This window comes from gamma proteobacterium symbiont of Scutellera amethystina (assembly GCF_059730845.1).
Genome location: NZ_AP035935.1, coordinates 142,305 through 167,904 on the forward strand (window position 1 = coordinate 142,305; position 25,600 = coordinate 167,904).

16 protein-coding genes, 4 tRNA genes, 3 rRNA genes and 1 riboswitch are annotated in these 25,600 nt (G+C 56.5%); of the genes, 18 read left to right on the forward strand and 5 right to left on the reverse strand.

The window, feature by feature from the left end; all coding sequences use genetic code 11:
- Positions 1-49: 49 nt before the first annotated feature.
- Complete coding sequence (gene metF, locus AC6I79_RS00685; protein WP_021506834.1) at positions 50-946, forward strand: methylenetetrahydrofolate reductase; 897 nt, start codon at positions 50-52, stop codon at positions 944-946.
- A gap of 67 nt (positions 947-1,013) precedes the next feature.
- On the opposite strand, the gene ppc is transcribed toward metF, so the two are convergent.
- Together ppc and argE are read right to left on the reverse strand one after the other, a co-directional pair.
- Positions 1,014-3,665 carry a phosphoenolpyruvate carboxylase gene (ppc, locus tag AC6I79_RS00690; protein WP_031279588.1) on the reverse strand — a complete coding sequence of 884 codons (2,652 nt, stop codon included), beginning with the start codon at positions 3,663-3,665 and terminating at the stop codon, positions 1,014-1,016.
- Positions 3,666-3,914: 249 nt separating this feature from the next.
- Complete coding sequence (gene argE, locus AC6I79_RS00695; protein WP_021506832.1) at positions 3,915-5,063, reverse strand: acetylornithine deacetylase; 1,149 nt, start codon at positions 5,061-5,063, stop codon at positions 3,915-3,917.
- A gap of 167 nt (positions 5,064-5,230) precedes the next feature.
- Between argE and argC the strand changes: the two genes are divergently transcribed.
- From argC to oxyR, 6 genes are all read left to right on the forward strand, one after another.
- Positions 5,231-6,235, forward strand: coding sequence for an N-acetyl-gamma-glutamyl-phosphate reductase (gene argC, locus AC6I79_RS00700; RefSeq protein WP_058781919.1), 1,005 nt, complete (start codon positions 5,231-5,233; stop codon positions 6,233-6,235).
- An 18-nt stretch (positions 6,236-6,253) separates the two neighbouring features.
- Positions 6,254-7,030 (forward strand): acetylglutamate kinase, encoded by a 777-nt coding sequence (gene argB, locus AC6I79_RS00705; RefSeq protein WP_125310725.1) that lies wholly within the window; start codon positions 6,254-6,256, stop codon positions 7,028-7,030.
- Positions 7,031-7,044: 14 nt separating this feature from the next.
- Positions 7,045-8,262 (forward strand): argininosuccinate synthase, encoded by a 1,218-nt coding sequence (locus tag AC6I79_RS00710; RefSeq protein WP_498001690.1) that lies wholly within the window; start codon positions 7,045-7,047, stop codon positions 8,260-8,262.
- Between the two features lie 75 nt (positions 8,263-8,337).
- Positions 8,338-9,717, forward strand: a complete 1,380-nt coding sequence (gene argH / locus AC6I79_RS00715) for an argininosuccinate lyase (RefSeq protein ID WP_104094280.1) — start codon at positions 8,338-8,340, stop codon at positions 9,715-9,717.
- 100 nt (positions 9,718-9,817) lie between these two features.
- A complete protein-coding gene (locus tag AC6I79_RS00720; RefSeq protein ID WP_159377243.1) occupies positions 9,818-10,693 on the forward strand; it encodes an Ig-like domain-containing protein in 876 nt (291 codons plus the stop codon).
- 294 nt (positions 10,694-10,987) lie between these two features.
- Positions 10,988-11,905, forward strand: coding sequence for a DNA-binding transcriptional regulator OxyR (oxyR, locus tag AC6I79_RS00725; RefSeq protein ID WP_498027516.1), 918 nt, complete (start codon positions 10,988-10,990; stop codon positions 11,903-11,905).
- Here the strand turns inward: oxyR and sthA are convergent.
- Entirely contained in the window at positions 11,888-13,288 is a 1,401-nt protein-coding gene (sthA, locus tag AC6I79_RS00730) for a Si-specific NAD(P)(+) transhydrogenase (RefSeq protein ID WP_021506825.1), read from the reverse strand. The genes oxyR and sthA overlap by 18 nt on opposite strands.
- Positions 13,289-13,481: 193 nt before the next feature.
- On the opposite strand from sthA, the gene fabR reads away from it, so the two are divergent.
- Positions 13,482-14,126, forward strand: coding sequence for an HTH-type transcriptional repressor FabR (gene fabR / locus AC6I79_RS00735; RefSeq protein ID WP_031279587.1), 645 nt, complete (start codon positions 13,482-13,484; stop codon positions 14,124-14,126).
- 18 nt (positions 14,127-14,144) lie between these two features.
- Positions 14,145-14,501 (forward strand): YijD family membrane protein, encoded by a 357-nt coding sequence (locus AC6I79_RS00740; protein ID WP_021506823.1) that lies wholly within the window; start codon positions 14,145-14,147, stop codon positions 14,499-14,501.
- A 34-nt stretch (positions 14,502-14,535) separates the two neighbouring features.
- Here the strand turns inward: AC6I79_RS00740 and trmA are convergent, their stop codons facing one another.
- Complete coding sequence (trmA, locus tag AC6I79_RS00745) at positions 14,536-15,639, reverse strand: tRNA (uridine(54)-C5)-methyltransferase TrmA (RefSeq protein WP_136547370.1); 1,104 nt, start codon at positions 15,637-15,639, stop codon at positions 14,536-14,538.
- Positions 15,640-15,751: 112 nt separating this feature from the next.
- Positions 15,752-15,933: riboswitch (cobalamin riboswitch) on the forward strand.
- Between the two features lie 68 nt (positions 15,934-16,001).
- Between trmA and btuB the strand changes: the two genes are divergently transcribed.
- The 9 genes from btuB to AC6I79_RS00790 all read left to right on the forward strand — a co-directional run bounded on the left by btuB (position 16,002) and on the right by AC6I79_RS00790 (position 24,666).
- Positions 16,002-17,882: a TonB-dependent vitamin B12 receptor BtuB gene (gene btuB, locus AC6I79_RS00750; protein ID WP_150059713.1), complete on the forward strand. Its 1,881-nt coding sequence runs from the start codon at positions 16,002-16,004 to the stop codon at positions 17,880-17,882.
- Positions 17,827-18,678, forward strand: a complete 852-nt coding sequence (gene murI / locus AC6I79_RS00755; RefSeq protein WP_040679621.1) for a glutamate racemase — start codon at positions 17,827-17,829, stop codon at positions 18,676-18,678. Before btuB ends, murI begins: the two co-directional genes overlap by 56 nt.
- Before the next feature lie 394 nt (positions 18,679-19,072).
- A 16S ribosomal RNA gene (locus AC6I79_RS00760) occupies positions 19,073-20,614 on the forward strand.
- A 74-nt stretch (positions 20,615-20,688) separates the two neighbouring features.
- Positions 20,689-20,765, forward strand: a tRNA-Ile gene (locus AC6I79_RS00765).
- A gap of 149 nt (positions 20,766-20,914) precedes the next feature.
- Positions 20,915-20,990: transfer RNA gene (locus AC6I79_RS00770), tRNA-Ala, on the forward strand.
- A 198-nt stretch (positions 20,991-21,188) separates the two neighbouring features.
- Positions 21,189-24,092 (forward strand): 23S ribosomal RNA (locus AC6I79_RS00775).
- Between the two features lie 197 nt (positions 24,093-24,289).
- Positions 24,290-24,405 (forward strand): 5S ribosomal RNA (rrf, locus tag AC6I79_RS00780).
- The 16S, 23S and 5S rRNA genes sit together here with 4 tRNA genes alongside, the layout of an rRNA operon.
- Before the next feature lie 100 nt (positions 24,406-24,505).
- Positions 24,506-24,582, forward strand: a tRNA-Asp gene (locus AC6I79_RS00785).
- A gap of 8 nt (positions 24,583-24,590) precedes the next feature.
- Positions 24,591-24,666: transfer RNA gene (locus AC6I79_RS00790), tRNA-Trp, on the forward strand.
- Between the two features lie 104 nt (positions 24,667-24,770).
- Here AC6I79_RS00790 and hdfR read toward each other — a convergent pair.
- Positions 24,771-25,592: an HTH-type transcriptional regulator HdfR gene (gene hdfR, locus AC6I79_RS00795; protein ID WP_031279770.1), complete on the reverse strand. Its 822-nt coding sequence runs from the start codon at positions 25,590-25,592 to the stop codon at positions 24,771-24,773.
- Positions 25,593-25,600: the final 8 nt, after the last annotated feature.

Consider the following 25,600-nt stretch of genomic DNA (forward strand, 5'->3'; position numbering starts at 1 on the left):
GATGTTCGCGGTTCGCAAATTAATCGATATGTGATGATGAGGTAACAGGATGAGTTTCTTTCATGCCAATCAGCGCGAAGCGCTGAACCAGAGCCTGGCTGAGCTGAACGGGCAAATTAATGTCTCTTTTGAGTTTTTCCCGCCCCGCACCAGCGAAATGGAAGCAACTCTGTGGAACTCCATCGACCGCCTGAGCAGCCTGAAACCCAAATTCGTCTCGGTAACTTACGGAGCCAACTCCGGCGAGCGCGACCGCACTCACAGCATCATCAAAGGCATTAAAGAGCGCACCGGACTGGAAGCGGCACCGCATCTCACCTGTATTGATGCGACGCGCGATGAACTGCGCGCCATTGCGCGAGACTACTGGAATAACGGCATTCGCCATATCGTGGCGCTGCGCGGCGATTTACCACCGGGCGGCGGCAAACCAGACATGTACGGCAGCGATCTGGTGTCGCTGCTGAAAGAGGTCGGTGATTTTGATATCTCGGTAGCGGCCTATCCCGAAGTGCATCCGGAAGCGAAGAGTGCGCAGGCGGATCTGATCAATCTGAAGCGAAAAATTGATGCCGGCGCCAGTCGCGCGATCACCCAGTTTTTCTTCGACGTGGAGAGCTATCTGCGCTTTCGCGATCGCTGCGTGGCTACCGGTATCGACGTGGAGATCGTGCCGGGCATTCTGCCGGTCTCCAACTTTAAACAGCTGCAGCGTTTCGCCACCATGACCAACGTGCGCGTACCGGGCTGGATGAACGCCATGTTTGACGGGCTGGATGATGATGCGGAGACGCGCAAAATGGTCGGTGCCAACATCGCCATGGACATGGTGAAAATCCTGTCGCGCGAAGGGGTGAAGGACTTTCATTTCTACACGCTGAACCGCGCCGAGATGAGCTACGCCATCTGCCACACGCTGGGTGTTCGCCCGACGCTGGCGGCATAAGCGTGAAAGGATAAAAAAGAGAAGGGGGCCTCAGGGCCCCCTTCTTGCTGTGATGCGCCGCCAGCCGTTAGCCAGTGTTACGCATGCCGGCCGCGACGCCAGCGATAGTGACCATCAGCGCCTGTTCTACGCGCGCATCAGGTTCATCGCCGCGCTCTTCCTGCGCACGCGCACGCTGCAGCAGTTCCGCCTGCAGCACGTTGAGCGGATCGGTATAGACGTTACGCAGCGCGATGGATTCGGCGATCCACGGCTGGTCCGCCATCAGATGCGCATCGTTCGCGATGGTCAGCACCGCTTTGATGTCGGCATCGAGCTGATCGCGCAGCTGTTTGCCGAGCGGCCACAGCGATTTATCCACCAGACGCTGATCGTAATACTCCGCCAGCCACAGGTCAGCCTTCGAGAACACCATCTCCAGCATGCCGAGGCGCGTGGCGAAGAACGGCCATTCGCTGCACATGGTTTCCAGCTGATCCTGATGGCCTTCGTCCATCGCTTTCTGCAGCGCCGCGCCGGCCCCCAGCCACGCGGGCAGCATCAGGCGGTTCTGCGTCCAGGCGAAGATCCACGGAATGGCGCGCAGCGACTCTACGCCGCCGGTCGGACGCCGTTTCGCCGGGCGCGATCCGAGCGGCAGTTTACCCAGCTCCTGCTCTGGCGTCGCCGAGCGGAAGTAGGGAACGAAGTCCGGATTTTCACGCACATAGCCACGGTACATGGCGCACGAATAGGCTGACAGGCCGTTCATGATCTCCTGCCATTCGCGTTTTGGCTCTGGCGGTGGCAGCAGGTTGGCTTCCAGAATCGCCCCGGTGTAAAGCGACAGGCTGGCGATGGTGACTTCCGGCAGGCCATATTTGAAGCGAATCATTTCGCCCTGTTCGGTCACGCGCAGGCCGCCTTTCAGGCTGCCCGGCGGCTGTGACAGCAGGGCTGCATGCGCCGGTGCGCCACCGCGGCCAATCGAACCGCCGCGTCCGTGGAACAGCGTCAGGGTAATGCCGGCTTTGTCGCAGGTTTTAATCAGCGCATCCTGGGCCTGATACTGTGCCCAGCTGGCTGCCATCACGCCGGCATCTTTTGCCGAGTCGGAATAGCCAATCATCACCATCTGCTTGCCGTTGATGAAGCCGCGATACCAGTCGATATTCAGCAGCTGGCTCATCACGTCATTGGCGTTGTTGAGGTCGTCGAGGGTTTCAAACAGCGGCGCCACCGGCATTGCGTAAGGGATGCCGGCCTCTTTCAGCAACAGATGCACCGCCAGTACATCAGACGGCGTTTTGGCCATTGAAATCACATAGGCGGCAATCGAGCCCTGCGGCGCTTCTGCCGCCACTTTGCAGGTATCCAGCACTTCACGCGTGTTGTCGCTGGGCTCCCACTGCCGCGGCAGCAGCGGCCGCTTGGAATTCAGTTCACGGATCAGGAACGCCTGCTTGTCGGCTTCTGACCAGCTTTCGTAGTCGCCCAGTCCGAGATAGCGCGTCACTTCGGCAATCGCTTCGGTGTGGCGGGTGCTCTCCTGACGGATATCGATGCGCACCAGCGGCACGCCGAAGCACTTCACGCGGCGCAGCGTGTCCAGCAGCTGGCCGTTGGCGATGATGCCCATGCCGCACTGCTGCAGCGACTGGTAAATAGCAAACAGTGGCTGCCACAGCTGATCGTTAGAAACCAGCAGATCGGCCGGACGCGGCAGGCGCTCACCCTTCAGACGGCGCTCCAGATAGCTCTGGGTGCTCATCAGCTGGCTGCGGATACGCTTCAGAATCACACGATATGGCTCCAGCGCCTCCGCATCGCCACACAGTTCGCGCACTTCGTCGCTGCACTCGGACATCGACAGCTCGGACACCAGCACGCCGATGTCGCGCAGGAACAGGTCGGCGGCTTTCCAGCGGCTTAGCTGCATCACGTGGCGGGTAATCGGTGCGGTGACGTTCGGGTTACCGTCACGGTCGCCGCCCATCCACGAGGTAAATTTGATTGGCACAAAATCCACCGGCAGCTGGATGCCGAAGCTCTCTTCCACCTGCTGGTTCAGCTCGCGCAGAAACGCCGGTACGCCTTCCCACAGGCTGTTCTCTACCACCGCGAAGCCCCATTTGGCTTCATCTACCGGCGTCGGGCGATATTTACGGATCTCATCGGTGTGCCACGCCTGCGCCACCAGCTGACGCAGACGGCGCATGACCTGGTTGCGTTCGTAGTCGGTGATGTCGCTGTGGTCGAGCTGTTGCAGACAGCTGTTCACTTCGCCCAGCTTGTGGATCAGCGTGCGGCGGGTAATTTCGGTCGGGTGGGCGGTGAGCACCAGCTCCAGCGACAGCTCCTCAATCGCCTGGCGGATGGCCGGCTCGCTGAGATCGCTCTGCTGCTTCAGGCGCTCGAAGGTCTTTTTCAGCAGCTCCGGATGGTTAGCACCGTCGCCGCTGCGCGAAATGGTTTGATACTGTTCTGCCACGTTGGTGAGGTTAAGGAACTGGCTGAACGCGCGTGCCACCGGCAGCAGCTCGTCGTTAGACAGGTTTTGCAGCGTGGAGAGCAGTTCCTTACGATGAGTGTCATTTCCTGCACGGGATGACTTAGAGAGCTTGCGGATGGTCTCCACCCGATCGAGGATGTTCTCTCCCAGTGCATCCTTTATCGTATCCCCGAGCAGTTTGCCGAGCATACTGACATTACTTCGCATTGCGGAATATTGTTCGTTCATGTGACCCTGACACCCTTATCGTCTTAAATATAAAACCTCTATACCCAACGGGCATAACATCGTCTTTTATCTAGCCACGGTTCTTCCTGTTCGTCAATTGACTTAAATTGCCGGTATCGTGCTGCTAACTATCGGAAATTCATCGAATTTAATTGACAGGAGGTGGGATAAGTTATTCTTATTATCAAATCCCGGATAATGACGGGGCAATTTGCTGATTTCGCAGTGAAATGCCCCATCTTTTAATCATCAATGGCAAAAATGCTGCACAACCTGAGTGATAAGCGCATGAGTCGGCTTAATAAATGCGGTATCAATAAACTCGTCTGGCTGATGCGCCTGATTGATGGATCCAGGCCCTAACACCAGCGTCGGGCACAACTGCTGGATAAACGGCGCTTCGGTGCAGTAATTCACCACTTCTGTCGGCACGCCCAGTAGCTTCTCCACCACTTTGACCAGTTCATGGTCGGCCGGGCATTCGTAGCCGGGAATCGGCGGATGCAGCTCACCGACAGTCAGACGGCCCGGCCAGCGCGCGCTCACCGGCGCCAGCGCTTCATTGAGTAAACCGTCGAGATCGCTCAGCGTCAGTCCCGGCAGCGGACGGATATCCATATGCAGCTCGCAGCAGGCGCAGATGCGGTTCGCCGCGTCGCCGCCGTGGATATGGCCAAAGTTCATGGTCGGATACGGAATGGCGAAGCCGTCGTGGTGATAGCGCTCTTTCAGCGTATTACGCAGCTGCATCAGCTGAGTAATGGATTCATGCATCAGCTCGATAGCGTTCACGCCGCGCGCCGGATCGCTGGAATGACCGGACTGACCCTGAATGCGGATGGCGTGCGACAGGTGGCCTTTGTGGGCGCGCACCGGTTTCAGCGACGTCGGTTCGCCGATGATGGCGCAGTCCGGCCGCAGCTGGGTCGATTCAGAGAAGTATTTCGCGCCGGCCATCGTGGTCTCTTCATCGGCGGTGGCAAGGATGTACAGCGGTTTGCTGAGCTTCGTCACGTCAACGTCACGCAGCGCATCAAGAATAAAGGCAAAGAAACCTTTCATGTCGGCGGTGCCTAAGCCGTACAGCTTGTTGTCGTGTTCGGTCAGGGTAAAGGGATCGCGCGTCCAGCGGCCGTCGTCATACGGCACGGTGTCGGTATGGCCCGCCAGCAGCAGGCCACCTGCGCCGCTGCCGCTGCGCGCCAGCAGGTTGAATTTGTGGCGTGTACCCGGCACCGGCTGGACTTCCACGCTGAAGCCGAGATCGCGGAACCAGCCCGCCAGCAAATTGATTAAAGTTTCATTGCTCTGATCCAGCGCGCTGTCGGTGGCGCTGATCGACGGTGTCGCAATCAGCTGGCGGTAGAGTTCGATAAAAGGTGGAATTTTTGTCTTCACTGTTGACGGTCCCTGGGTTAGGATGTATCAATATTAATGCATTAATAGTGAATAAAAATACATTAACGTCGTCTGCATGTGAACTGAAAAAAGCTGCAAACGGCATCGTGGGCAACGGGGCAATGCCGCGACCCGATACGTGTGACTGTAATAAGGTATACAGCCTGATGTTGAATACGCTGATCGTTGGTGCCAGTGGTTATGCTGGCGTAGAGCTTGCCACCTACCTGAATCGCCACCCGCATATGAACATAACCGCTTTGGCGGTTTCAGCGCAAAGCCCGGATGCCGGAAAGTTACTCTCCGATCTCCATCCGCAGCTGAAAGGCAGGGTCGATTTGCCATTGCAGCCGCTGGGTGATGCCGCAGAGTGGGCCGGCAAGGTCGATGTGGTGTTCCTCGCCACCGCACACGAAGTCAGCCACGATCTGGCCCCGGAATTCCTGAAAGCCGGCTGCGTGGTGTTCGACCTCTCAGGTGCGTTCCGCGTTAACGACGACGGCTTTTATCAACAGTATTACGGTTTCAGCCATCAGCACCAGGCGTGGCTCGACAAAGCCGTTTACGGCCTGGCCGAATGGAACCACGAGCAGATTAAGGACGCGCAGCTGGTGGCGGTGCCGGGTTGCTATCCGACCGCCGCGCAGCTGGCGCTTAAGCCGCTGATTAAGGCTGGCCTGCTTAATCCGGCTCAGTGGCCGGTCATCAATGCCACCAGTGGCGTCAGCGGTGCCGGGCGTAAAGCCAGCGTCACCACCAGCTTCTGTGAAGTCAGCCTGCAGCCGTACGGCCTTTTCAATCACCGTCACCATCCGGAGATTGTGGCCCATCTCGGCACGCCGGTGATCTTCACGCCGCATCTCGGTAATTTCCCGCGCGGCATTCTGGAAACCATCACCTGTCGTCTGAACGCCGGCGTGAGCCAGCAGGATGTGGCGGCGGCGTTCCACAGCGCTTACCACGACAAACCGCTGGTGCGGCTGTACGACAAAGGCGTACCGGCGCTGAAAGGGGTGGTTGGCCTGCCGTTCTGCGATATCGGCTTTGCCGTGCAGGGCGAGCACCTGATTGTTGTCGCAGCGGAAGACAACCTGCTGAAAGGCGCCTCCTCACAGGCGGTGCAGTGTCTCAATATTCGTTTCGGCTTCCCCGAAACGCTGTCTCTGATTTAACGGACGGATAACCTGACCATGAGCAATCCTCTGATCATTAAGCTGGGCGGTGTACTGCTGGATAGCGAAGAAGCGCTGGCGCGTCTGTTTGATGCCCTGCTGGCGTACCGCACGCAGCACCAGCGTCCGCTGATCATTGTCCACGGCGGCGGCTGCCTGGTGGACGAGCTGATGAAGAAACTGGCGCTGCCGGTGAAAAAGAAGAACGGTTTGCGCGTGACGCCAGCCGATCAGATCGACATTATTACCGGTGCGCTGGCCGGCACCGCCAACAAAACGCTGCTGGCGTGGGCGAAGAAGTACGGCATCGGCGCGGTGGGTTTGTGCCTTGGCGATGCGGACCTGGTGAATGTGGCGCAGTTCGATGAAGAGCTGGGTCACGTGGGCAACGCCACGCCGGGCAATCCGCAGCTGCTGAATACGCTGCTGGACGCGGGCTATATGCCGGTAATCAGCTCGATTGGCATCACCGACGGCGGTGAACTGATGAACGTCAACGCTGACCAGGCTGCGACTGCACTGGCCGCGACCATCGGTGCCGATCTGGTGCTGCTGTCGGACGTCAGCGGTATTCTGGACGGCAAAGGTCAGCGTATCGCCGAGATGACTGCAGCCAAAGCCGAGCAGCTGATTGCCCAGGGCATTATTACCGATGGCATGATTGTGAAAGTGCATGCGGCGCTCGACGCGGCGCGTACGCTGGGCCGCCCGGTGGATATTGCCAGCTGGCGTCATGCTGAACAGCTGCCAACCCTTTTCAACGGCGTGTCGATTGGCACCCGGATTCTCGCATAATCAAGGATTACGACATGAGCACGCAAAACATCAAAAAAATCGTTCTGGCTTACTCGGGCGGTCTGGATACCTCGGCCATCATTCCCTGGCTGAAAGAGAACTACGGTGGTTGTGAAGTGGTGGCGTTCGTGGCCAACATTGGTCAGGATCCGGCCGATCTGGAAGGCGTAGAGACGAAAGCGCTGCAGTCGGGCGCGTCTGAGTGCCATGTGGTCGATCTGCGTGAAGAGTTTATCAGCGAATACGTTTACCCGGTGCTGCAGACCGGTGCGCTGTACGAAGGCACCTATCTGCTGGGCACCTCAATGGCGCGTCCTATCATCGCCAAAGCGCAGGTTGAACTGGCGCTGAAAGTGGGCGCAGACGCGCTGTGCCACGGCGCAACCGGTAAAGGCAACGATCAGGTGCGTTTCGAAACCACCTATACCGCGCTGGCACCGCAGCTTAAAGTGGTGGCGCCATGGCGTGAGTGGAACCTGCGTTCGCGTGAAGCGCTGCTGGATTACCTGAAAGAGCGCAATATCCCGACCACCGCGTCGCTGGAGAAGATCTACAGCCGTGATGAAAACGCCTGGCACATCTCGACCGAAGGTGGCGTGCTGGAGAGCCCGTGGAACGCGCCAAACAAAGATTGCTGGGTGTGGACTGTCGATCCGCTGGAAGCGCCGGATCAGCCAGAAAATGTCACTGTCAGCGTGGAGAAAGGCCAGGTTGTCGCGGTGAACGGTGAGAAACTGAGCCCGTTCCAGTGTCTGGAAAAACTCAATGCGCTGGGAGCGAAACACGGCGTAGGCCGGATTGATATCGTGGAAAACCGTCTGGTGGGCATCAAATCACGCGGCTGCTACGAAACCCCTGGCGGTACCATCATGGTCAACGCGCTGCGTGCGGTTGAGCAGCTGGTACTGGATCGCGACAGCTTCAAATGGCGTGAACAGCTGGGTCAGGAGATGTCTTACGTGGTGTATGACGGCCGCTGGTTCGCACCGCTGCGTCAGTCAATCCAGGCCGCTGCCGCATCGCTGGCAGAGCTGGTGAACGGTGAAGTGGTACTGCAGCTGTATAAAGGCCAGGCCACGGCGATCCAGAAAAAATCGGCGAACAGCCTGTACTCAGAAGAGTTTGCCACCTTCGGCGAAGACGAAGTGTACGATCACCGTCACGCGGGCGGCTTTATCCGTCTATTCTCGCTCTCTTCACGCATTCGCGCGCTGAACGAGCAGAAGAAGTAATACCGGCGGCAGGCGACATATTTTGCAGGGGCGGCTTCGGGCCGCCCTTTGTTTAACAGATTCAGGAGCAAGCAGATGGCACTTTGGGGCGGACGTTTTTCGCAGGCGGCAGATCAACGGTTTAAACAGTTCAACGACTCACTGCGGTTTGACTACCGCCTGGCGGAGCAGGACATCATCGGTTCGGTGGCCTGGTCAAAAGCGCTGGTAACGGTAAACGTGCTGAGCAGTGAAGAGCAGCAGCAGCTGGAAGCCGCGCTGAATGCGCTGCTGGAAGAGGTTCGCGCCAACCCGCAGCAGATTCTGCAGAGCGATGCCGAGGATATTCACAGCTGGGTGGAAGGCAAGCTGATCGATAAAGTCGGCGCGCTGGGCAAAAAGCTGCACACCGGGCGCAGCCGTAACGACCAGGTGGCGACCGATCTCAAACTGTGGTGTAAAACGCAGGTGGCACTGCTGCTGGAAGCTACGCGCGAGCTGCAGTCAGCGCTGGTAGCCACGGCTGAAGCCAATCAGGATGCCGTGATGCCGGGCTACACCCACCTGCAGCGGGCGCAGCCGGTGACGTTTGCCCACTGGTGTCTGGCCTACGTTGAGATGCTGGCGCGCGACGAGAGCCGTCTGCAGGATACGCTGAAGCGGCTGGATGTCAGCCCGCTGGGCTGCGGCGCGCTGGCCGGGACTGCTTATGAGATCGACCGTGAGCAGCTGGCCGGCTGGCTCGGCTTCGCTTCTGCCACGCGTAACAGCCTGGATACCGTGTCAGACCGCGATCACGTGCTGGAGCTGCTGTCTGATGCCTCGATTGGCATGGTGCACCTGTCGCGCTTCGCTGAAGACATGATCTTCTTCAACACCGGTGAAGCCGGCTTTATTGAGCTGTCCGATAAAGTGACGTCGGGCTCATCGCTGATGCCGCAGAAGAAAAATCCGGACGCGCTGGAGCTGATCCGCGGCAAGTGCGGTCGCGTGCAGGGCGCACTGACCGGCATGATGATGACGCTGAAAGGGCTGCCGCTGGCGTATAACAAAGATATGCAGGAAGACAAAGAAGGGCTGTTCGATGCGCTCGATACCTGGCTTGACTGCCTGCATATGTCAGCGCTGGTGCTGGACGGCATTCAGGTGAAGCGTCCGCGCTGTCAGGAAGCCGCCGAGCAGGGTTACGCCAACTCGACCGAACTGGCCGATTATCTGGTAGCCAAAGGCGTGCCGTTCCGCGAAGCGCACCATATCGTCGGCGAAACCGTGGTGGAAGCGATCAAACAAGGCGTCGCGCTGGAGGCATTAAGTCTGGCGCAGTTTAAGCAGTTTAGCGCGGCGATCGGGGAAGATGTTTATCCGGTGCTGTCGCTGCAGTCTTGTCTAGATAAGCGTAACGCGCGCGGCGGCGTGGCACCACAGCAGGTGGCGCTGGCGATCGGCGAAGCGAAGCAGCGCTTAAACCTCGCGTAATGCGCGCCAGGAAATTTCTTTCGTAAAAAAGAGACAATTCTTGATCGGCCTGGCGTGAAGAGTTCTTAAAGTGTGCTCGCAGTTAATTTGGAGAACATAAATGAGCACTTCACGCTTTGGCTACCCTTTCTTTCCTCTGGAGCCGGCCGTTGAAAACCAGGTTCCTGTCACCTTCGATTCCGCCTCGGTGAATGACGGCGGTTTTATTGTCGATGGCGAAATCACCCGCGATACGCGCCCTGCGCTGAACGGCTATGCCGGCCGGGGCGTCACGCTTGAGTGTTACCATAACGGCGAGTTAGTGGGCAGCACGCTCAGCGATGCTCAGACCGGCTACTTCAGTTTTACGCTGCCTGCCGCGCTGGTGGGCGGGAGTCATCAGTTCGTGGCACAGGTGGCGGCAATGCCGCAGAGCGCCAGCGCGCCCTTCACGCTGATCGTCGAAGACGCCGGTTTTGTGCCGGTCACGCTAACCGCCATGCACAGCGGTGCGCAGTTTATCTGGCCGGAAGAGAGCACTACGCAAACCCAGCCGACCTTTTCCGGTAAAGGCCAGCCCGGCAGCCGGGTTGAGCTGTTTGATAACGATGAGCCGCTCGGCAGTGCGCTGGTCGATAGCGATCACAAATGGACCTTTACGCCATCTCATGCGCTGGCCGCTGGCGAGCATCAGATCGTGGTGACATGCGGCGCAGGGAATGTCAGTGCGCCGGTCAGCCTGATCGTCGCGGATGATATTACGGGAGATGTGGCCCGGCCGGAGGCACTCAGCGGCCTGCATCTGCATGATCTGCTGGCCAGCGTGCCGGTTAACCTGTTCCAGGACGCGGAGCTTAACCCGGCCACGCAGCAGTATGAGCTGGTGCTGAATAATGACGATCTGCAGCAGGAGCTGACGCAGTCCGGTATCGTTGGCCACTCCCTGGTGCTGACGGAGCAGGATTTGCAGCAGTTGCTGGGTGATGTGCCACTGTGATGCAGAGGCAAAAAAAAGCGGGCTTTAAGTAGCCCGCCAACCTCTAGCTTCGGAATTACATATAGTTATAGGCACATCATCAAAGGGCTGGCACTCCCGGCCAACTCAGTGATTTCGTGAGCAGGTTGCAGGTGCTGCTCCAGATTGTTGTTGTTGCGTGTCTGCGTTAGCCGCTTTAACAATCTGTGGTCTTAATCAGATGGCCGGTATTATTCCTGTTCACCGCTTGATAGGGCTAATCGTTCATTGCTATTCTATCTATCGCCACGGGCTATCGTGGTTTGGAGGCTATCAATGAACATTCGTGATCTGGAATATCTGGTTTCGCTGGCGGAACATCGCCACTTTCGTCGTGCCGCTGATGCCTGTCATGTCAGCCAGCCGACCCTGAGCGGGCAGATTCGCAAGCTGGAAGATGAACTGGGTGTGATGCTGCTGGAACGGACCAGCCGTAAGGTGCTGTTTACTCAGGCTGGACTGCTGCTGGTGGATCAGGCGCGAACCGTGCTGCGTGAAGTGAAGGTACTGAAGGAGATGGCCAGCCAGCAGGGCGAAACCATGTCCGGGCCGCTGCACATTGGTCTGATTCCGACCACCGGTCCCTATCTGCTGCCGCATATTATTCCGATGCTGCATCAGACCTTCCCGAAACTCGAGATGTATCTGCACGAGGCGCAAACGCAGCAGCTGCTGGCGCAGCTCGACAGCGGTAAGCTCGACTGCGCGATTCTGGCGCTGGTAAAAGAGAGCGAAGCTTTTATTGAAGTGCCGCTGTTTGATGAGCCGATGAAGCTGGCGATCTACCAGGATCACCCGTGGCACGATCGCGATCGCGTGCCGATGTCGGATCTGGCCGGTGAGAAACTGCTGATGCTGGAAGATGGTCACTGTCTGCGCGATCAGGCGATGGGCTTCTGCTTCGAAGCCGGTGCTGATGAAGATACCCATTTCCGCGCGACCAGCCTGGAAACGCTGCGCAACATGGTAGCAGCCGGCAGCGGTATCACTTTGCTGCCGTCGCTGGCGGTACCGAATGAGCGCGTACGTGATGGCGTGTGCTATCTGCCGTGTTACAAACCGGTGCCGCAGCGCACCATCGCGCTGGTGTATCGTCCGGGATCGCCTCTGCGCAGCCGCTATGAGCAGCTGGCAGAAGCAATTAAAACCCACATGCAGGGTTACCTGGGCCGTTCGTTAAAACAGGCGGTTTAAGCCGTTTAACGCCGCCACGCGGTAGGCTTCGGCCATGGTGGGGTAGTTGAAAGTAGTGTTCACGAAATACTCAATCGTGTTACCGCCGTTCTTCTGCTCCATGATGGCCTGGCCTATGTGAATGATCTCCGCCGCACGCTCGCCAAAGCAGTGAATACCCAGAATCTCTTTGGTTTCGCGGTGGAACAGGATCTTCAGGCTGCCGACGTGCATGCCGACAATCTGCGCGCGCGCCAGATGCTTAAACTGCGCACGGCCCACTTCATACGGCACTTTCATCGCCGTCAGCTGCTGTTCGGTTTTGCCGACGGAGCTGATTTCCGGAATGGTGTAGATTCCGGTCGGGATATCTTCAATCAGGTGCGCGGTGGCTTCCCCTTTGATGATCGCCTGCGCGGCAATGCGGCCCTGATCGTAAGCGGCAGAGGCCAGGCTCGGGTAACCAATCACGTCGCCCACCGCATAAATGTGCGGCTGCGCAGTCTGATACATACTGTTCACTTTCAGCAGGCCACGGCCATCGGCTTCCAGCCCGACGTTTTCCAGCGCCAGTGAATCGGTATTACCGGTACGGCCGTTAGCATACAGCAGGCAATCGGCTTTGACCTTTTTGCCGGACTTGAGGTGCATGATGACGCCATCGCTGACACCTTCAATCTTCTCAAACTCTTCGTTGTGACGAATCACCACGCCGCTGTTCCAGAAGTGATAAGAGAGCGAATCAGACATCTCCTGATCGAGGAACGCCAGCAGGCGATCGCGGGTGTTGATCAGGTCAACCTTGACGTTAAGGCCGCGGAAAATCGACGCATATTCACAGCCAATCACACCCGCACCGTAAATGATGACGTGGCCGGGTTCATGATGCAGGTTGAGGATGGAGTCGGAGTCGTAAATGCGCGGATGGGTAAAATCGACGTCCGCCGGATGATACGGGCGGGAACCACAGGCGATGACAAACTTCTCTGCGGTTAAGCGCTCGCGCGTGCCGTCTGGCTGTTCCACTTCGATGGTGTTGGCATCAACAAAATGGGCGTCGCCCTGATAAAGCTCACAGCGGTTACGCTCGTAAAAGCCCTGACGCATGGCAGTCTGCTGGCTGATGACGTTCTCAGTATGATTCAGAATGTCGGCGAACGAGGAGCGCAGGAGTCGGGTGTGATCGCTATAAAGAGGGTTTTGATTGAACTCAATGATACGGCTGACAGCGTGACGCAGAGCTTTGGAAGGGATGGTTCCCCAGTGAGTACAACCGCCGCCGATGTTGTGGTAGCGTTCGATCACTGCAATGCGCGCTCCCTGCTTCACCAGCCCCATCGCCGCACCTTCGCCGCCCGGACCGGAGCCAATCACAATGGCATCGTAATCGTAAGACTTTTGCATACCAGTACGTCCTATGTTTCTATACATTTTTACAACGAGATTCTAACATCTCGCCGCGCACATCTGAATTCTAACAGCGTAAATTGGCAAAGTTTGACAATCAGTGAGGTTAACAGGCGGTCACAAACTTTGCGCCGCTGTACGCTGAAAAGTTTGTTATAGTGCCTGCCTGATTACTCACAAGGCCGGGAAAATGGGCGTTCGAGCGCAACAAAAAGAACGTACACGACGTTCACTGATTGAAGCGGCATTCAGTCAGTTAAGTGCAGAAAGGAGTTTTGCCAGCCTGAGTTTACGCGAAGTGGCACGCGAAGCCGGCATTGCACCGACCTCGTTTTACCGTCACTTTCGCGATGTGGATGAGCTCGGCCTGACGATGGTCGATGAAAGTGGCCTGATGCTGCGCCAGCTGATGCGCCAGGCGCGCCAGCGCATTGCCAAAGGTGGCAGCATCATCAAAACCTCGGTCGCCACGTTTATGGAGTTCATCGGGAACAATCCCAACGCTTTTCGTCTCTTACTACGCGAGCGCTCCGGCACCTCAGCGGCTTTTCGTGCGGCGGTCGCGCGGGAGATTCAGCACTTTATCGCTGAACTGGCCGACTACCTTGAGCTGGAAAACCGCATGCCGCGCAGCTTTACCGAAGCGCAGGCGGAAGCGATGGTGACGATTGTGTTCAGCGCCGGCGCGGAAGCGCTGGATGTGGATATCGAACAGCGGCGCAAACTGGAAGAGCGTCTGGTGCTGCAGCTGCGAATGATCGCCAAAGGCGCGTATTACTGGTATCGCCGGGAGCAAGAGCGCCTGGCGGTTACCCTGGAAACCCCCGAAGAGTAATGTGATAAGGATAATGAAATGATTGAGCAAAACCCTCGCGATAAAGGAACGCTGTTACTGGCTTTTATCACCGGTTTAGCTATCAACGGCTCCTTTTCGGTGCTGTTCAGCACCTTTGTTCCCTTTTCGATTTTCCCGCTGATCGCCCTTGGCCTTGCCGCGTGGTGTCTGCATCAGCGCTATCTCAACCGCAATATGCCGGACGGCATGCCTTCGCTGGCGGCGGCATTTTTTCTGCTGGGGATTCTGGTGTACAGCGCGCTGGTGCGTGCCGAATATCCGGATATCGGGTCTAACTTCATCCCGACCATTCTGATGGTGGCGCTGGTGTTCTGGATCGCCATGCGCTTCCGCCGCAGCAAGAACAAGCACTGAAAACAATCACGGGAACCGCAGGGTTCCCGTTTTTTTAGGCTTTGCGCGTCAGTAACACACCGCATTCCATATGGTGGGTGTAAGGGAACTGGTCAAACAGCGCCAGCCGCGTGATGTTATGCGTGGCACTCAGTACGCTGAGGTTGTCGCACAGCGTTTGCGGATTACAGGAAATATAGAGAATACGCGGATAGGCCTGCACCATCTTCACCGTCTCATCATCCAGCCCGCTGCGCGGCGGATCGACAAAGATGGTCTCGCACTGATAGCTGTTGAGATCGATGCCTTCCAGACGGTTGAAGCTGCGCACGCCGTTCATCGCCTGGGTAAACTCTTCGGCTGCCATACGAATAATTTGCACGTTGTCGATGTGGTTGGCCGCGATGTTGTACTGCGCCGAAGCCACCGACGGTTTGGCGATTTCCGTCGCCAGTACGCGGCGGAAGTTACGCGCCAGCGCCAGCGAAAAATTGCCATTACCACAGTACAGCTCCAGCAGATCGCCGCGCGAATCTTGCGTCACGTCCAGCGCCCACTCCAGCATCTGAATATTCATCGCCGCATTCGGCTGGGTGAAGCTGTTCTCCACCTGACGATAGATCATCTCCTGACCGGCCACCGGCAGGCGCTCATCGACGTAATCGCGATCGAGGCAGATTTTGGTTTTCGTGGCACGGCCAATCAGTTGCACATCAAACCCTTCTGCACGCAGGCTATCGCGCAGCGCAGTCGCGGCTTCGGTCCAGTCGGCTTCCAGCTTGCGGTGATACAGCAGCGAGATCACGATCTGGTTGCTCAGGGTGGAGAGATAATCGATCTGGAACAGTTTGAAACGCAGCGCGCGATTATCGCGGATCGCGGCGATCAACTTTGGCATCAGCGTGTTGATCAACTGGCTGGCCGCCGGAAACTGATCGACGCGGATACGCTGTTTGGTCTCTTGATCGAAGATGATGTGATAGAGCTCGTCACCGTCGTGCCAGATGCGGAATTCGGCGCGCATACGATAGTGGCTGACCGGCGAGCGGAACACCTCCACGTCGGGCGCTGCGTAGGGGGCCATCATCGCCTGTAAGCGGCTGACTTTTTCCGCCAGTTGCGCGTCGTATTGTTCAATCGGGAGTTGTTCGGGTGTCATCTTCAATCCTGGTGTTAAGCCTGCCTGCCGGGCGATTGTAGGCATTCACCTGCTGATGTCCAGTCCCGGACAGTGCAGGAAGGCTGGCAGTCTGGATTTCCGGCCTTCTTAAACGTAGACTGCGGCTGCCGGCCTCCTTGAGTTAAAAGGGAATCCAGTGTGAATCTGGAGCTGACGCGCAGCGGTAAAAGAATGTCGTGGTGATCGCAATTGCAGACACTGTCCTCGCGGATGGGAAGTCTTCACCACTTATGATTCCCAGCCCGAAGACCTGCCGGTGTGACGTCGCAACTTCTGAGATCATCGCGTGCTATCGATCCCGGACCTGCGGCATCCTGCTTCGTCTTTTGGATGCTATAACAATGAAAACAACACATGCTTCGCTGTTTGCCTTTAGTGCAACGGCGTTGTCGCTCTGGGCGCAATCTGGCTACGCGCAGCAGAATGATGATACGCAAATCGTTACCGCCAACCGGTTTTTGCAGCCGGTTTCCTCCGTTCTCGCGCCGACGACAGTCGTGACCCGCGACGATATCGATCGCTGGCAGGCGAAAAGCCTGACGGACGTCATGCGTCGCCTGCCTGGCGTGGACATCGCGCAGAACGGTGGCCTCGGCCAGTTGAGCTCGCTGTTTGTGCGCGGCACCAACTCCAGCCACGTACTTATACTCATCGACGGTATCCGGCTAAACCAGGCGGGTGTGTCCGGATCGTCTGATTTAAGCCAGATTCCGCTTTCTCTGGTCCAGCGCATCGAATATGTGCGCGGTGCGCGCTCGGCGGTGTATGGTTCCGATGCGATTGGCGGCGTGGTGAACATCATCACCGGTCGTGATAAGCCGGGCACGACGCTGAGCGCGGGCGTGGGCTCGAAAGGCTATCAAAACTATGAAGGTTCTACCCAGCAGCAGCTGGGCGCAGCCACGACGCTGACCATGGCGGGCAACTACACCTATACGCGCGGCTATGATGTGGTGGCAAACCTGCCGGATGTGTATGGCGATCCGGCGCAGAAAGATCGCGATGGCTTCATGAACAAGACACTGTATGGCGCGCTGGAGCACCAGTTCAGTGACGGGCTGAGCGGCTTTGTTCGCGGCTACGGTTTTGACAACCGTACGGCCTACGACGGCACCTACAGCTACGATAACAGTTTTAACATCAACGGATTAAACGATACCCGCCAGCTCTACAGCCAGACCTGGGACAGCGGCTTGCGTTACAGCAACGACATTTATTCGACGCAGCTGATCGCCAGCTACAGCCGCAGCAAAGACTATAACTATGATCCGCGTACAGGCCGCTACGGCCCGTCGACCACGCTGGATGACAGCAAGCAGTACAATGTGCAGTGGGGCAATACGTTGCAGGTGGCGCAGGGCAGCGTAAGCGCGGGTGTGGACTGGCAGAAACAGACCACGGAACCCGGCACCGCTTACGTGGCTGACAGCACCGAACTGCGTAACACCGGCATCTATGCCACCACCCAGCAGCAGCTGGGCAGCGTAACGCTGGAAGGCGCGGTACGCGGTGACGACAACAGCCAGTTTGGCTGGCACGGCACCTGGCAGGGCGGGGCGTCGTGGGCGTTTGTTGATGGCTATAGCGTGTTTGCCAATTACGCGACGGCGTATAAAGCGCCTCGTCTCGGCCAGTTGTATGGTTCTTATGGCAACAGCGACCTGAAGCCGGAAGAGAGTAAACAGTGGGAAGCGGGCTTCTCTGGCCTGACCGGGCCGGTAAACTGGCGCGTATCCGGTTATCGTAACGATATCGATAATCTGATTGATAGCGATCCCACCACCTATATCTATTACAACATCGATAAAGCGCGCATTAAGGGCGTAGAAGCCACGGCGTCGTTCGATACCGGTCCGCTTAGCCATCAGATTTCTTACGATTATGTTGATGCGCGCGATGCTGAAACCGATCAACCGCTGGTGCGCCGTGCGAAGCAGCAGGTGAAATACCAGCTCGACTGGACGATTTATGAGTTTGACTGGTCACTGACCTATCATTATCTCGGCGATCGCTATGATACGGATTACAACCACTCCTTTACCCCGCAGCGCGTCAAACTGGGCGGTGTAAGTTTATGGGATCTGGCAGTTTCGTATCCGGTCACATCACAGCTCACCGTTCGTGGTAGAATTGCCAACCTGTTCGATAAAGACTACGAGACAGTGTATGGCTATCAAACTCCAGGAACGGAGTACTATCTCAGCGCCAGCTACAGCTTCTGATCTGCGCCCCACCGTGCTGGTGTTTGACTCCGGTGTCGGTGGGCTCTCCGTCTATGATGAGGTCCGGCAACTGCTGCCGGGCCTGCACTATCTCTATGCCTTCGATAATGCCGGCTTCCCTTACGGTGAAAAAAGCGAAGAGTACATTGTTGAGCGGGTCGTAGCGGTGGTGGAGGCTATCGTGCAGCGCGTGCCGCTGGCTTTAGTGGTCATCGCCTGTAACTCCGCCAGTACTGTATCCCTGCCAGCATTGCGTCAGCGCTTTGAGTTCCCGGTCGTTGGCGTCGTGCCGGCGATTAAACCGGCGGCCCGTCTGACGCGTAACGGCGTGGTCGGCCTGCTGGCCACGCGCGGCACGGTGAAACGGCCTTACACCCATGAGCTGGTGGCGCAGTTTGCGCGCGAATGTAAAATCGAAATGCTGGGCTCGGCGGAACTGGTTGAACTGGCGGAAGCCAAACTGCACGGAGAAACGGTGTCGCTGGACGATGTGCGTCGCGCAGTACAACCGTGGCTGCGTATGAAAGAGCCGCCGGATACCGTGGTGCTGGGTTGTACCCATTTCCCGCTGTTACGTGAAGAGCTGCAGCAGGTGTTGCCTGATGGCACCCGGCTGGTGGATTCGGGCGCAGCGATTGCACGGCGCACCGCCTGGTTGTTAGAGCACGAAGCGCCTCAGGCGCGTTCCAGCGGACAGAATGTGGCATTTTGTACGCGTATGGATGACGAAGTGGTGCAATTATCACCGGTTTTGCAGCGTTATGGCTTCCCGCTGCTGGAAAAACTGGCGATTTGACGGGCTTTCGCCGAAAAAAACAGCACTCGAAAATTAATTTGCATTTAGCCCTTGTCAGCCCGAAAGAACTCCCTATAATGCGCCTCCACTGACACGGCACAACGGCTTACGAAGCGCCCTGTTAGTGAGGTGGCCCTTAACGGCAACCTTCAGAAAAGCAAAAATAAATGCTTGACTGAGAAAGCGGAAAGCGTAATATACGCATCCCGCGCCGCTTGAGAAATCGCGGCACTGCTCTTTAACAATTTATCAGACAATCTGTGTGGGCACTCGCAGGATTGATATCAGCGTCTCCGGACGTAAAAAATATCAAGTCTTTGCTGAGTGAACACGTAATTCATTACGAAGTTTAATTCACAGAGCATCGCTGCACTCGTTGCAGCAAATCAAACTTAAATTGAAGAGTTTGATCATGGCTCAGATTGAACGCTGGCGGCAGGCCTAACACATGCAAGTCGAACGGCAGCACAGAAGAGCTTGCTCTTTGGGTGGCGAGTGGCGGACGGGTGAGTAATGTCTGGGAAACTGCCCGATGGAGGGGGATAACTACTGGAAACGGTAGCTAATACCGCATAACGTCGCAAGACCAAAGTGGGGGACCTTCGGGCCTCACACCATCGGATGTGCCCAGATGGGATTAGCTAGTAGGTGGGGTAATGGCTCACCTAGGCGACGATCCCTAGCTGGTCTGAGAGGATGACCAGCCACACTGGAACTGAGACACGGTCCAGACTCCTACGGGAGGCAGCAGTGGGGAATATTGCACAATGGGCGCAAGCCTGATGCAGCCATGCCGCGTGTATGAAGAAGGCCTTCGGGTTGTAAAGTACTTTCAGCGGGGAGGAAGGCGGTGAGGTTAATAACCTTGCCGATTGACGTTACCCGCAGAAGAAGCACCGGCTAACTCCGTGCCAGCAGCCGCGGTAATACGGAGGGTGCAAGCGTTAATCGGAATTACTGGGCGTAAAGCGCACGCAGGCGGTCTGTTAAGTCAGATGTGAAATCCCCGGGCTTAACCTGGGAACTGCATTTGAAACTGGCAGGCTTGAGTCTCGTAGAGGGGGGTAGAATTCCAGGTGTAGCGGTGAAATGCGTAGAGATCTGGAGGAATACCGGTGGCGAAGGCGGCCCCCTGGACGAAGACTGACGCTCAGGTGCGAAAGCGTGGGGAGCAAACAGGATTAGATACCCTGGTAGTCCACGCCGTAAACGATGTCGACTTGGAGGTTGTGCCCTTGAGGCGTGGCTTCCGGAGCTAACGCGTTAAGTCGACCGCCTGGGGAGTACGGCCGCAAGGTTAAAACTCAAATGAATTGACGGGGGCCCGCACAAGCGGTGGAGCATGTGGTTTAATTCGATGCAACGCGAAGAACCTTACCTGGCCTTGACATCCAGAGAACTTAGCAGAGATGCTTTGGTGCCTTCGGGAACTCTGAGACAGGTGCTGCATGGCTGTCGTCAGCTCGTGTTGTGAAATGTTGGGTTAAGTCCCGCAACGAGCGCAACCCTTATCCTTTGTTGCCAGCGGTTCGGCCGGGAACTCAAAGGAGACTGCCGGTGATAAACCGGAGGAAGGTGGGGATGACGTCAAGTCATCATGGCCCTTACGGCCAGGGCTACACACGTGCTACAATGGCGCATACAAAGAGAAGCGACCTCGCGAGAGCAAGCGGACCTCATAAAGTGCGTCGTAGTCCGGATTGGAGTCTGCAACTCGACTCCATGAAGTCGGAATCGCTAGTAATCGTAGATCAGAATGCTACGGTGAATACGTTCCCGGGCCTTGTACACACCGCCCGTCACACCATGGGAGTGGGTTGCAAAAGAAGTAGGTAGCTTAACCTTCGGGAGGGCGCTTACCACTTTGTGATTCATGACTGGGGTGAAGTCGTAACAAGGTAACCGTAGGGGAACCTGCGGTTGGATCACCTCCTTACCTGAAGATACCTTCCCGCGAAGTGCTCACACAGATTGTCTGATAGAAAAGTAACGAGCAGAAAAAACCTCTACAGGCTTGTAGCTCAGGTGGTTAGAGCGCACCCCTGATAAGGGTGAGGTCGGTGGTTCAAGTCCACTCAGGCCTACCAGATTTCTTCTCATGCCGCGTTATGTTTCCGGCTCGCATAGTTCACTATGCTTCGCGAAAACATGCCTTGCCTGAGACGAAATCACATTTCCCGTGTGAGAAACGTGACTCCTGGTGAGTGGATGTAGATGGTCTCTGCAGTGACTGTATGGGGCTATAGCTCAGCTGGGAGAGCGCCTGCCTTGCACGCAGGAGGTCAGCGGTTCGATCCCGCTTAGCTCCACCATTACAGTACTGAAACTTACTTCAGAGTATACCGGCGACGGTGTGCTGCGAAGTATTTGCTCTTTAACAATCCGGAACAAGCTGAAAATTTGAAACGACGCGTCGTATTCATTCTCCGTAATAAGAATGAAATGGCGATGCGTTCGAGTCTCTCAAATGCTTGCAGTCCGCAGCGTTGTAAAACGCCTGTGGGTTGTGAGGTTAAGCGACTAAGCGTACACGGTGGATGCCCTGGCAGTCAGAGGCGATGAAGGACGTGCTAATCTGCGAAAAGCGACGGTAAGGTGATATGAACCGCTACAGCCGTCGATGTCCGAATGGGGAAACCCGGTGCACTCTGTGCATCATCGTTTGATGAATACATAGTCAAACGAGGCGAACCGGGGGAACTGAAACATCTAAGTACCCCGAGGAAAAGAAATCAACCGAGATTCCCCCAGTAGCGGCGAGCGAACGGGGAGCAGCCCAGGACCTGAATCAGCTTGTGCATCAGTGGAAGCGTCTGGAAAGTCGCGCGATACCGGGTGACAGCCCCGTACACGAAGATGCATGAGCTGTGAGTCCGACGAGTAGGGCGGGACACGTGGTATCCTGTCTGAACATGGGGGGACCATCCTCCAAGGCTAAATACTCCTGACTGACCGATAGTGAACCAGTACCGTGAGGGAAAGGCGAAAAGAACCCCGGCGAGGGGAGTGAAACAGAACCTGAAACCGTGTACGTACAAGCAGTGGGAGCACCTTCGGGTGTGACTGCGTACCTTTTGTATAATGGGTCAGCGACTTATATTCTGTAGCAAGGTTAACCGCATAGGGGAGCCGAAGGGAAACCGAGTCTTAACCGGGCGTTAAGTTGCAGGGTATAGACCCGAAACCCGGTGATCTAGCCATGGGCAGGTTGAAGGTTGGGTAACACTAACTGGAGGACCGAACCGACTAATGTTGAAAAATTAGCGGATGACTTGTGGCTGGGGGTGAAAGGCCAATCAAACCGGGAGATAGCTGGTTCTCCCCGAAAGCTATTTAGGTAGCGCCTCGTGAACTCATCTCCGGGGGTAGAGCACTGTTTCGGCTAGGGGGCCATCCCGGCTTACCAACCCGATGCAAACTGCGAATACCGGAGAATGTTATCACGGGAGACACACGGCGGGTGCTAACGTCCGTCGTGAAGAGGGAAACAACCCAGACCGCCAGCTAAGGTCCCAAAGTCATGGTTAAGTGGGAAACGATGTGGGAAGGCACAGACAGCCAGGATGTTGGCTTAGAAGCAGCCATCATTTAAAGAAAGCGTAATAGCTCACTGGTCGAGTCGGCCTGCGCGGAAGATGTAACGGGGCTAAACCATGCACCGAAGCTGCGGCAGCGACACTATGTGTTGTTGGGTAGGGGAGCGTTCTGTAAGCCGCTGAAGGTGTGCTGTGAGGCATGCTGGAGGTATCAGAAGTGCGAATGCTGACATAAGTAACGATAAAGCGGGTGAAAAGCCCGCTCGCCGGAAGACCAAGGGTTCCTGTCCAACGTTAATCGGGGCAGGGTGAGTCGACCCCTAAGGCGAGGCTGAAAAGCGTAGTCGATGGGAAACAGGTTAATATTCCTGTACTTGGTGTTACTGCGAAGGGGGGACGGAGAAGGCTAGGTTATCCGGGCGACGGTTGTCCCGGTTTAAGCGTGCAGGTGTGAAGACCAGGCAAATCCGGTCTTCTTTAACACTGAGGCGTGATGACGAGCCGCCACGGCGGTGAAGTAACTGATGCCCTGCTTCCAGGAAAAGCCTCTAAGCTCCAGGTAACACGAAATCGTACCCCAAACCGACACAGGTGGTCAGGTAGAGAATACCAAGGCGCTTGAGAGAACTCGGGTGAAGGAACTAGGCAAAATGGTGCCGTAACTTCGGGAGAAGGCACGCTGGCGCGTAGGTGAAGGGACTTGCTCCCGGAGCCGAGGCCAGTCGAAGATACCAGCTGGCTGCAACTGTTTATTAAAAACACAGCACTGTGCAAACACGAAAGTGGACGTATACGGTGTGACGCCTGCCCGGTGCCGGAAGGTTAATTGATGGGGTTATCCGCAAGGAGAAGCTCTTGATCGAAGCCCCGGTAAACGGCGGCCGTAACTATAACGGTCCTAAGGTAGCGAAATTCCTTGTCGGGTAAGTTCCGACCTGCACGAATGGCGTAATGATGGCCAGGCTGTCTCCACCCGAGACTCAGTGAAATTGAAATCGCTGTGAAGATGCAGTGTACCCGCGGCAAGACGGAAAGACCCCGTGAACCTTTACTATAGCTTGACACTGAACATTGAGCCTTGATGTGTAGGATAGGTGGGAGGCTTTGAAGCGTGGACGCCAGTCTGCGTGGAGCCAACCTTGAAATACCACCCTTTAATGTTTGATGTTCTAACGTAGGCCCGTAATCCGGGCTGCGGACAGTGTCTGGTGGGTAGTTTGACTGGGGCGGTCTCCTCCCAAAGCGTAACGGAGGAGCACGAAGGTTGGCTAATCCTGGTCGGACATCAGGAGGTTAGTGCAATGGCATAAGCCAGCTTGACTGCGAGAGTGACGGCTCGAGCAGGTGCGAAAGCAGGTCATAGTGATCCGGTGGTTCTGAATGGAAGGGCCATCGCTCAACGGATAAAAGGTACTCCGGGGATAACAGGCTGATACCGCCCAAGAGTTCATATCGACGGCGGTGTTTGGCACCTCGATGTCGGCTCATCACATCCTGGGGCTGAAGTAGGTCCCAAGGGTACGGCTGTTCGCCGTTTAAAGTGGTACGCGAGCTGGGTTTAGAACGTCGTGAGACAGTTCGGTCCCTATCTGCCGTGGGCGCTGGAGAATTGAGGGGGGTTGCTCCTAGTACGAGAGGACCGGAGTGAACGCACCGCTGGTGTTCGGGTTGTCATGCCAATGGCACTGCCCGGTAGCTAAGTGCGGAAGAGATAAGTGCTGAAAGCATCTAAGCACGAAACTTGCCCCGAGATGAGTTCTCCCTGACCCTTTAAGGGTCCTGAAGGGACGTTGAAGACGACGACGTTGATAGGCCGGGTGTGTAAGCGCAGCGATGCGTTGAGCTAACCGGTACTAATGACCCGTGAGGCTTAACCTTACAACGCCAGAGGCGTTTTGGTCTGAGAGACCGAAAGAATTTTCAGCTTTGTTCACCGGATTACGTCCAGTGGATTTTGTGCTGTGACAAGGCGGCACGCGAGACGACGTGAAGGAGCATACACGAGTATGTGACTGAGCGGCGCGAGCGGGGCAACGCAGTCAGAGCGCGAAAGACGCGGACGAAAACAGAATTTGCCTGGCGGCAACAGCGCGGTGGTCCCACCTGACCCCATGCCGAACTCAGAAGTGAAACGCCGTAGCGCCGATGGTAGTGTGGGGCCTCCCCATGCGAGAGTAGGGAACTGCCAGGCATCAATTTAAGACCCCTAATCGGGTCGTGACCTTCCCGGTGACGCGGAAAGGGCGAAACACCTGAAATCAGCGACGGTCTGATATCAGTACAGAATCGGTGGAGCGGTAGTTCAGTTGGTTAGAATACCTGCCTGTCACGCAGGGGGTCGCGGGTTCGAGCCCCGTCCGTTCCGCCACCCTAATTAGGGGCGTAGTTCAATTGGTAGAGCACCGGTCTCCAAAACCGGGTGTTGGGGGTTCGAGTCCCTCCGCCCCTGCCAGAAAATAATCCTTTGCTTCGGCAAAGGATTTTTTTTGCCTGAAATTCGGTACACGCAAGAGCCTGAGTTTCATTTCTTCCACTCAAACTCCCTCATTTATTGCTTCAGTGAGTCAGGACCGGATATTTAAGCAGCTGACGAATGTGTGCCTGTTGATCGCTATTCTGCAGCCATACCGCATATAACGGTCGCACTGCGACAGGTGTGTCTGGAATAACCATCAAATCACTGTAAATGCCGTGCCAGAAATCAGGTAAAAAAGCGCAGGCTCCCGTGGTATGTAGCAATTCGCGGGTCACATGTGCTGAAGTGGTAGTTAATACCGGTACGTCATCACTGGAAAGATAACTTTCATGCTGATGGAAATCCGCGCCCCACTCGAGTTTGATGTAATCATATTTTTCACGCTTTTCAGTTTTGCGTGCGCGAAAGAGCGCGAGTGAAATATGACCGATCTGCTGACTGGTGAGTTCATCCATTTTTGGCGCTTCGGTGGTGATCAGCAAATCAAGCTGGCGCTCATGTAACTGCTTGACCAGCAAATGGCGCTGAGCAATACGTGCTTCCAGATGCAGGCTCTCCCGGTTCTCGTATAGCGTCTGCAGCCAGGGCGTAAGATACGCTTCCCAGAGCGATGCACTGGCACCGATTGATAGCTCATGGTGCTGCTGGGTATGCGAAACCTCCTTCTTTGCCATCAGCCAGGTACTCATCAGGCTTTCAGCGTAGGGCAATAAGCGCTCGCCTGCTGAAGTCAGCCGGATATTATTGCGGTGACGGGTAAAAAGATTAACGCCCAGCTGATTTTCCAGCTGACGGATGCGAAAACTAACGGCAGATTGCGTGAGGTAAAGCGCTTCAGCAGCACGCCCGAAATGACGCGTTCTGCTCACTTCGAGGAAAGTTTTCAGTAATTCCGTATCCACAGCATTCT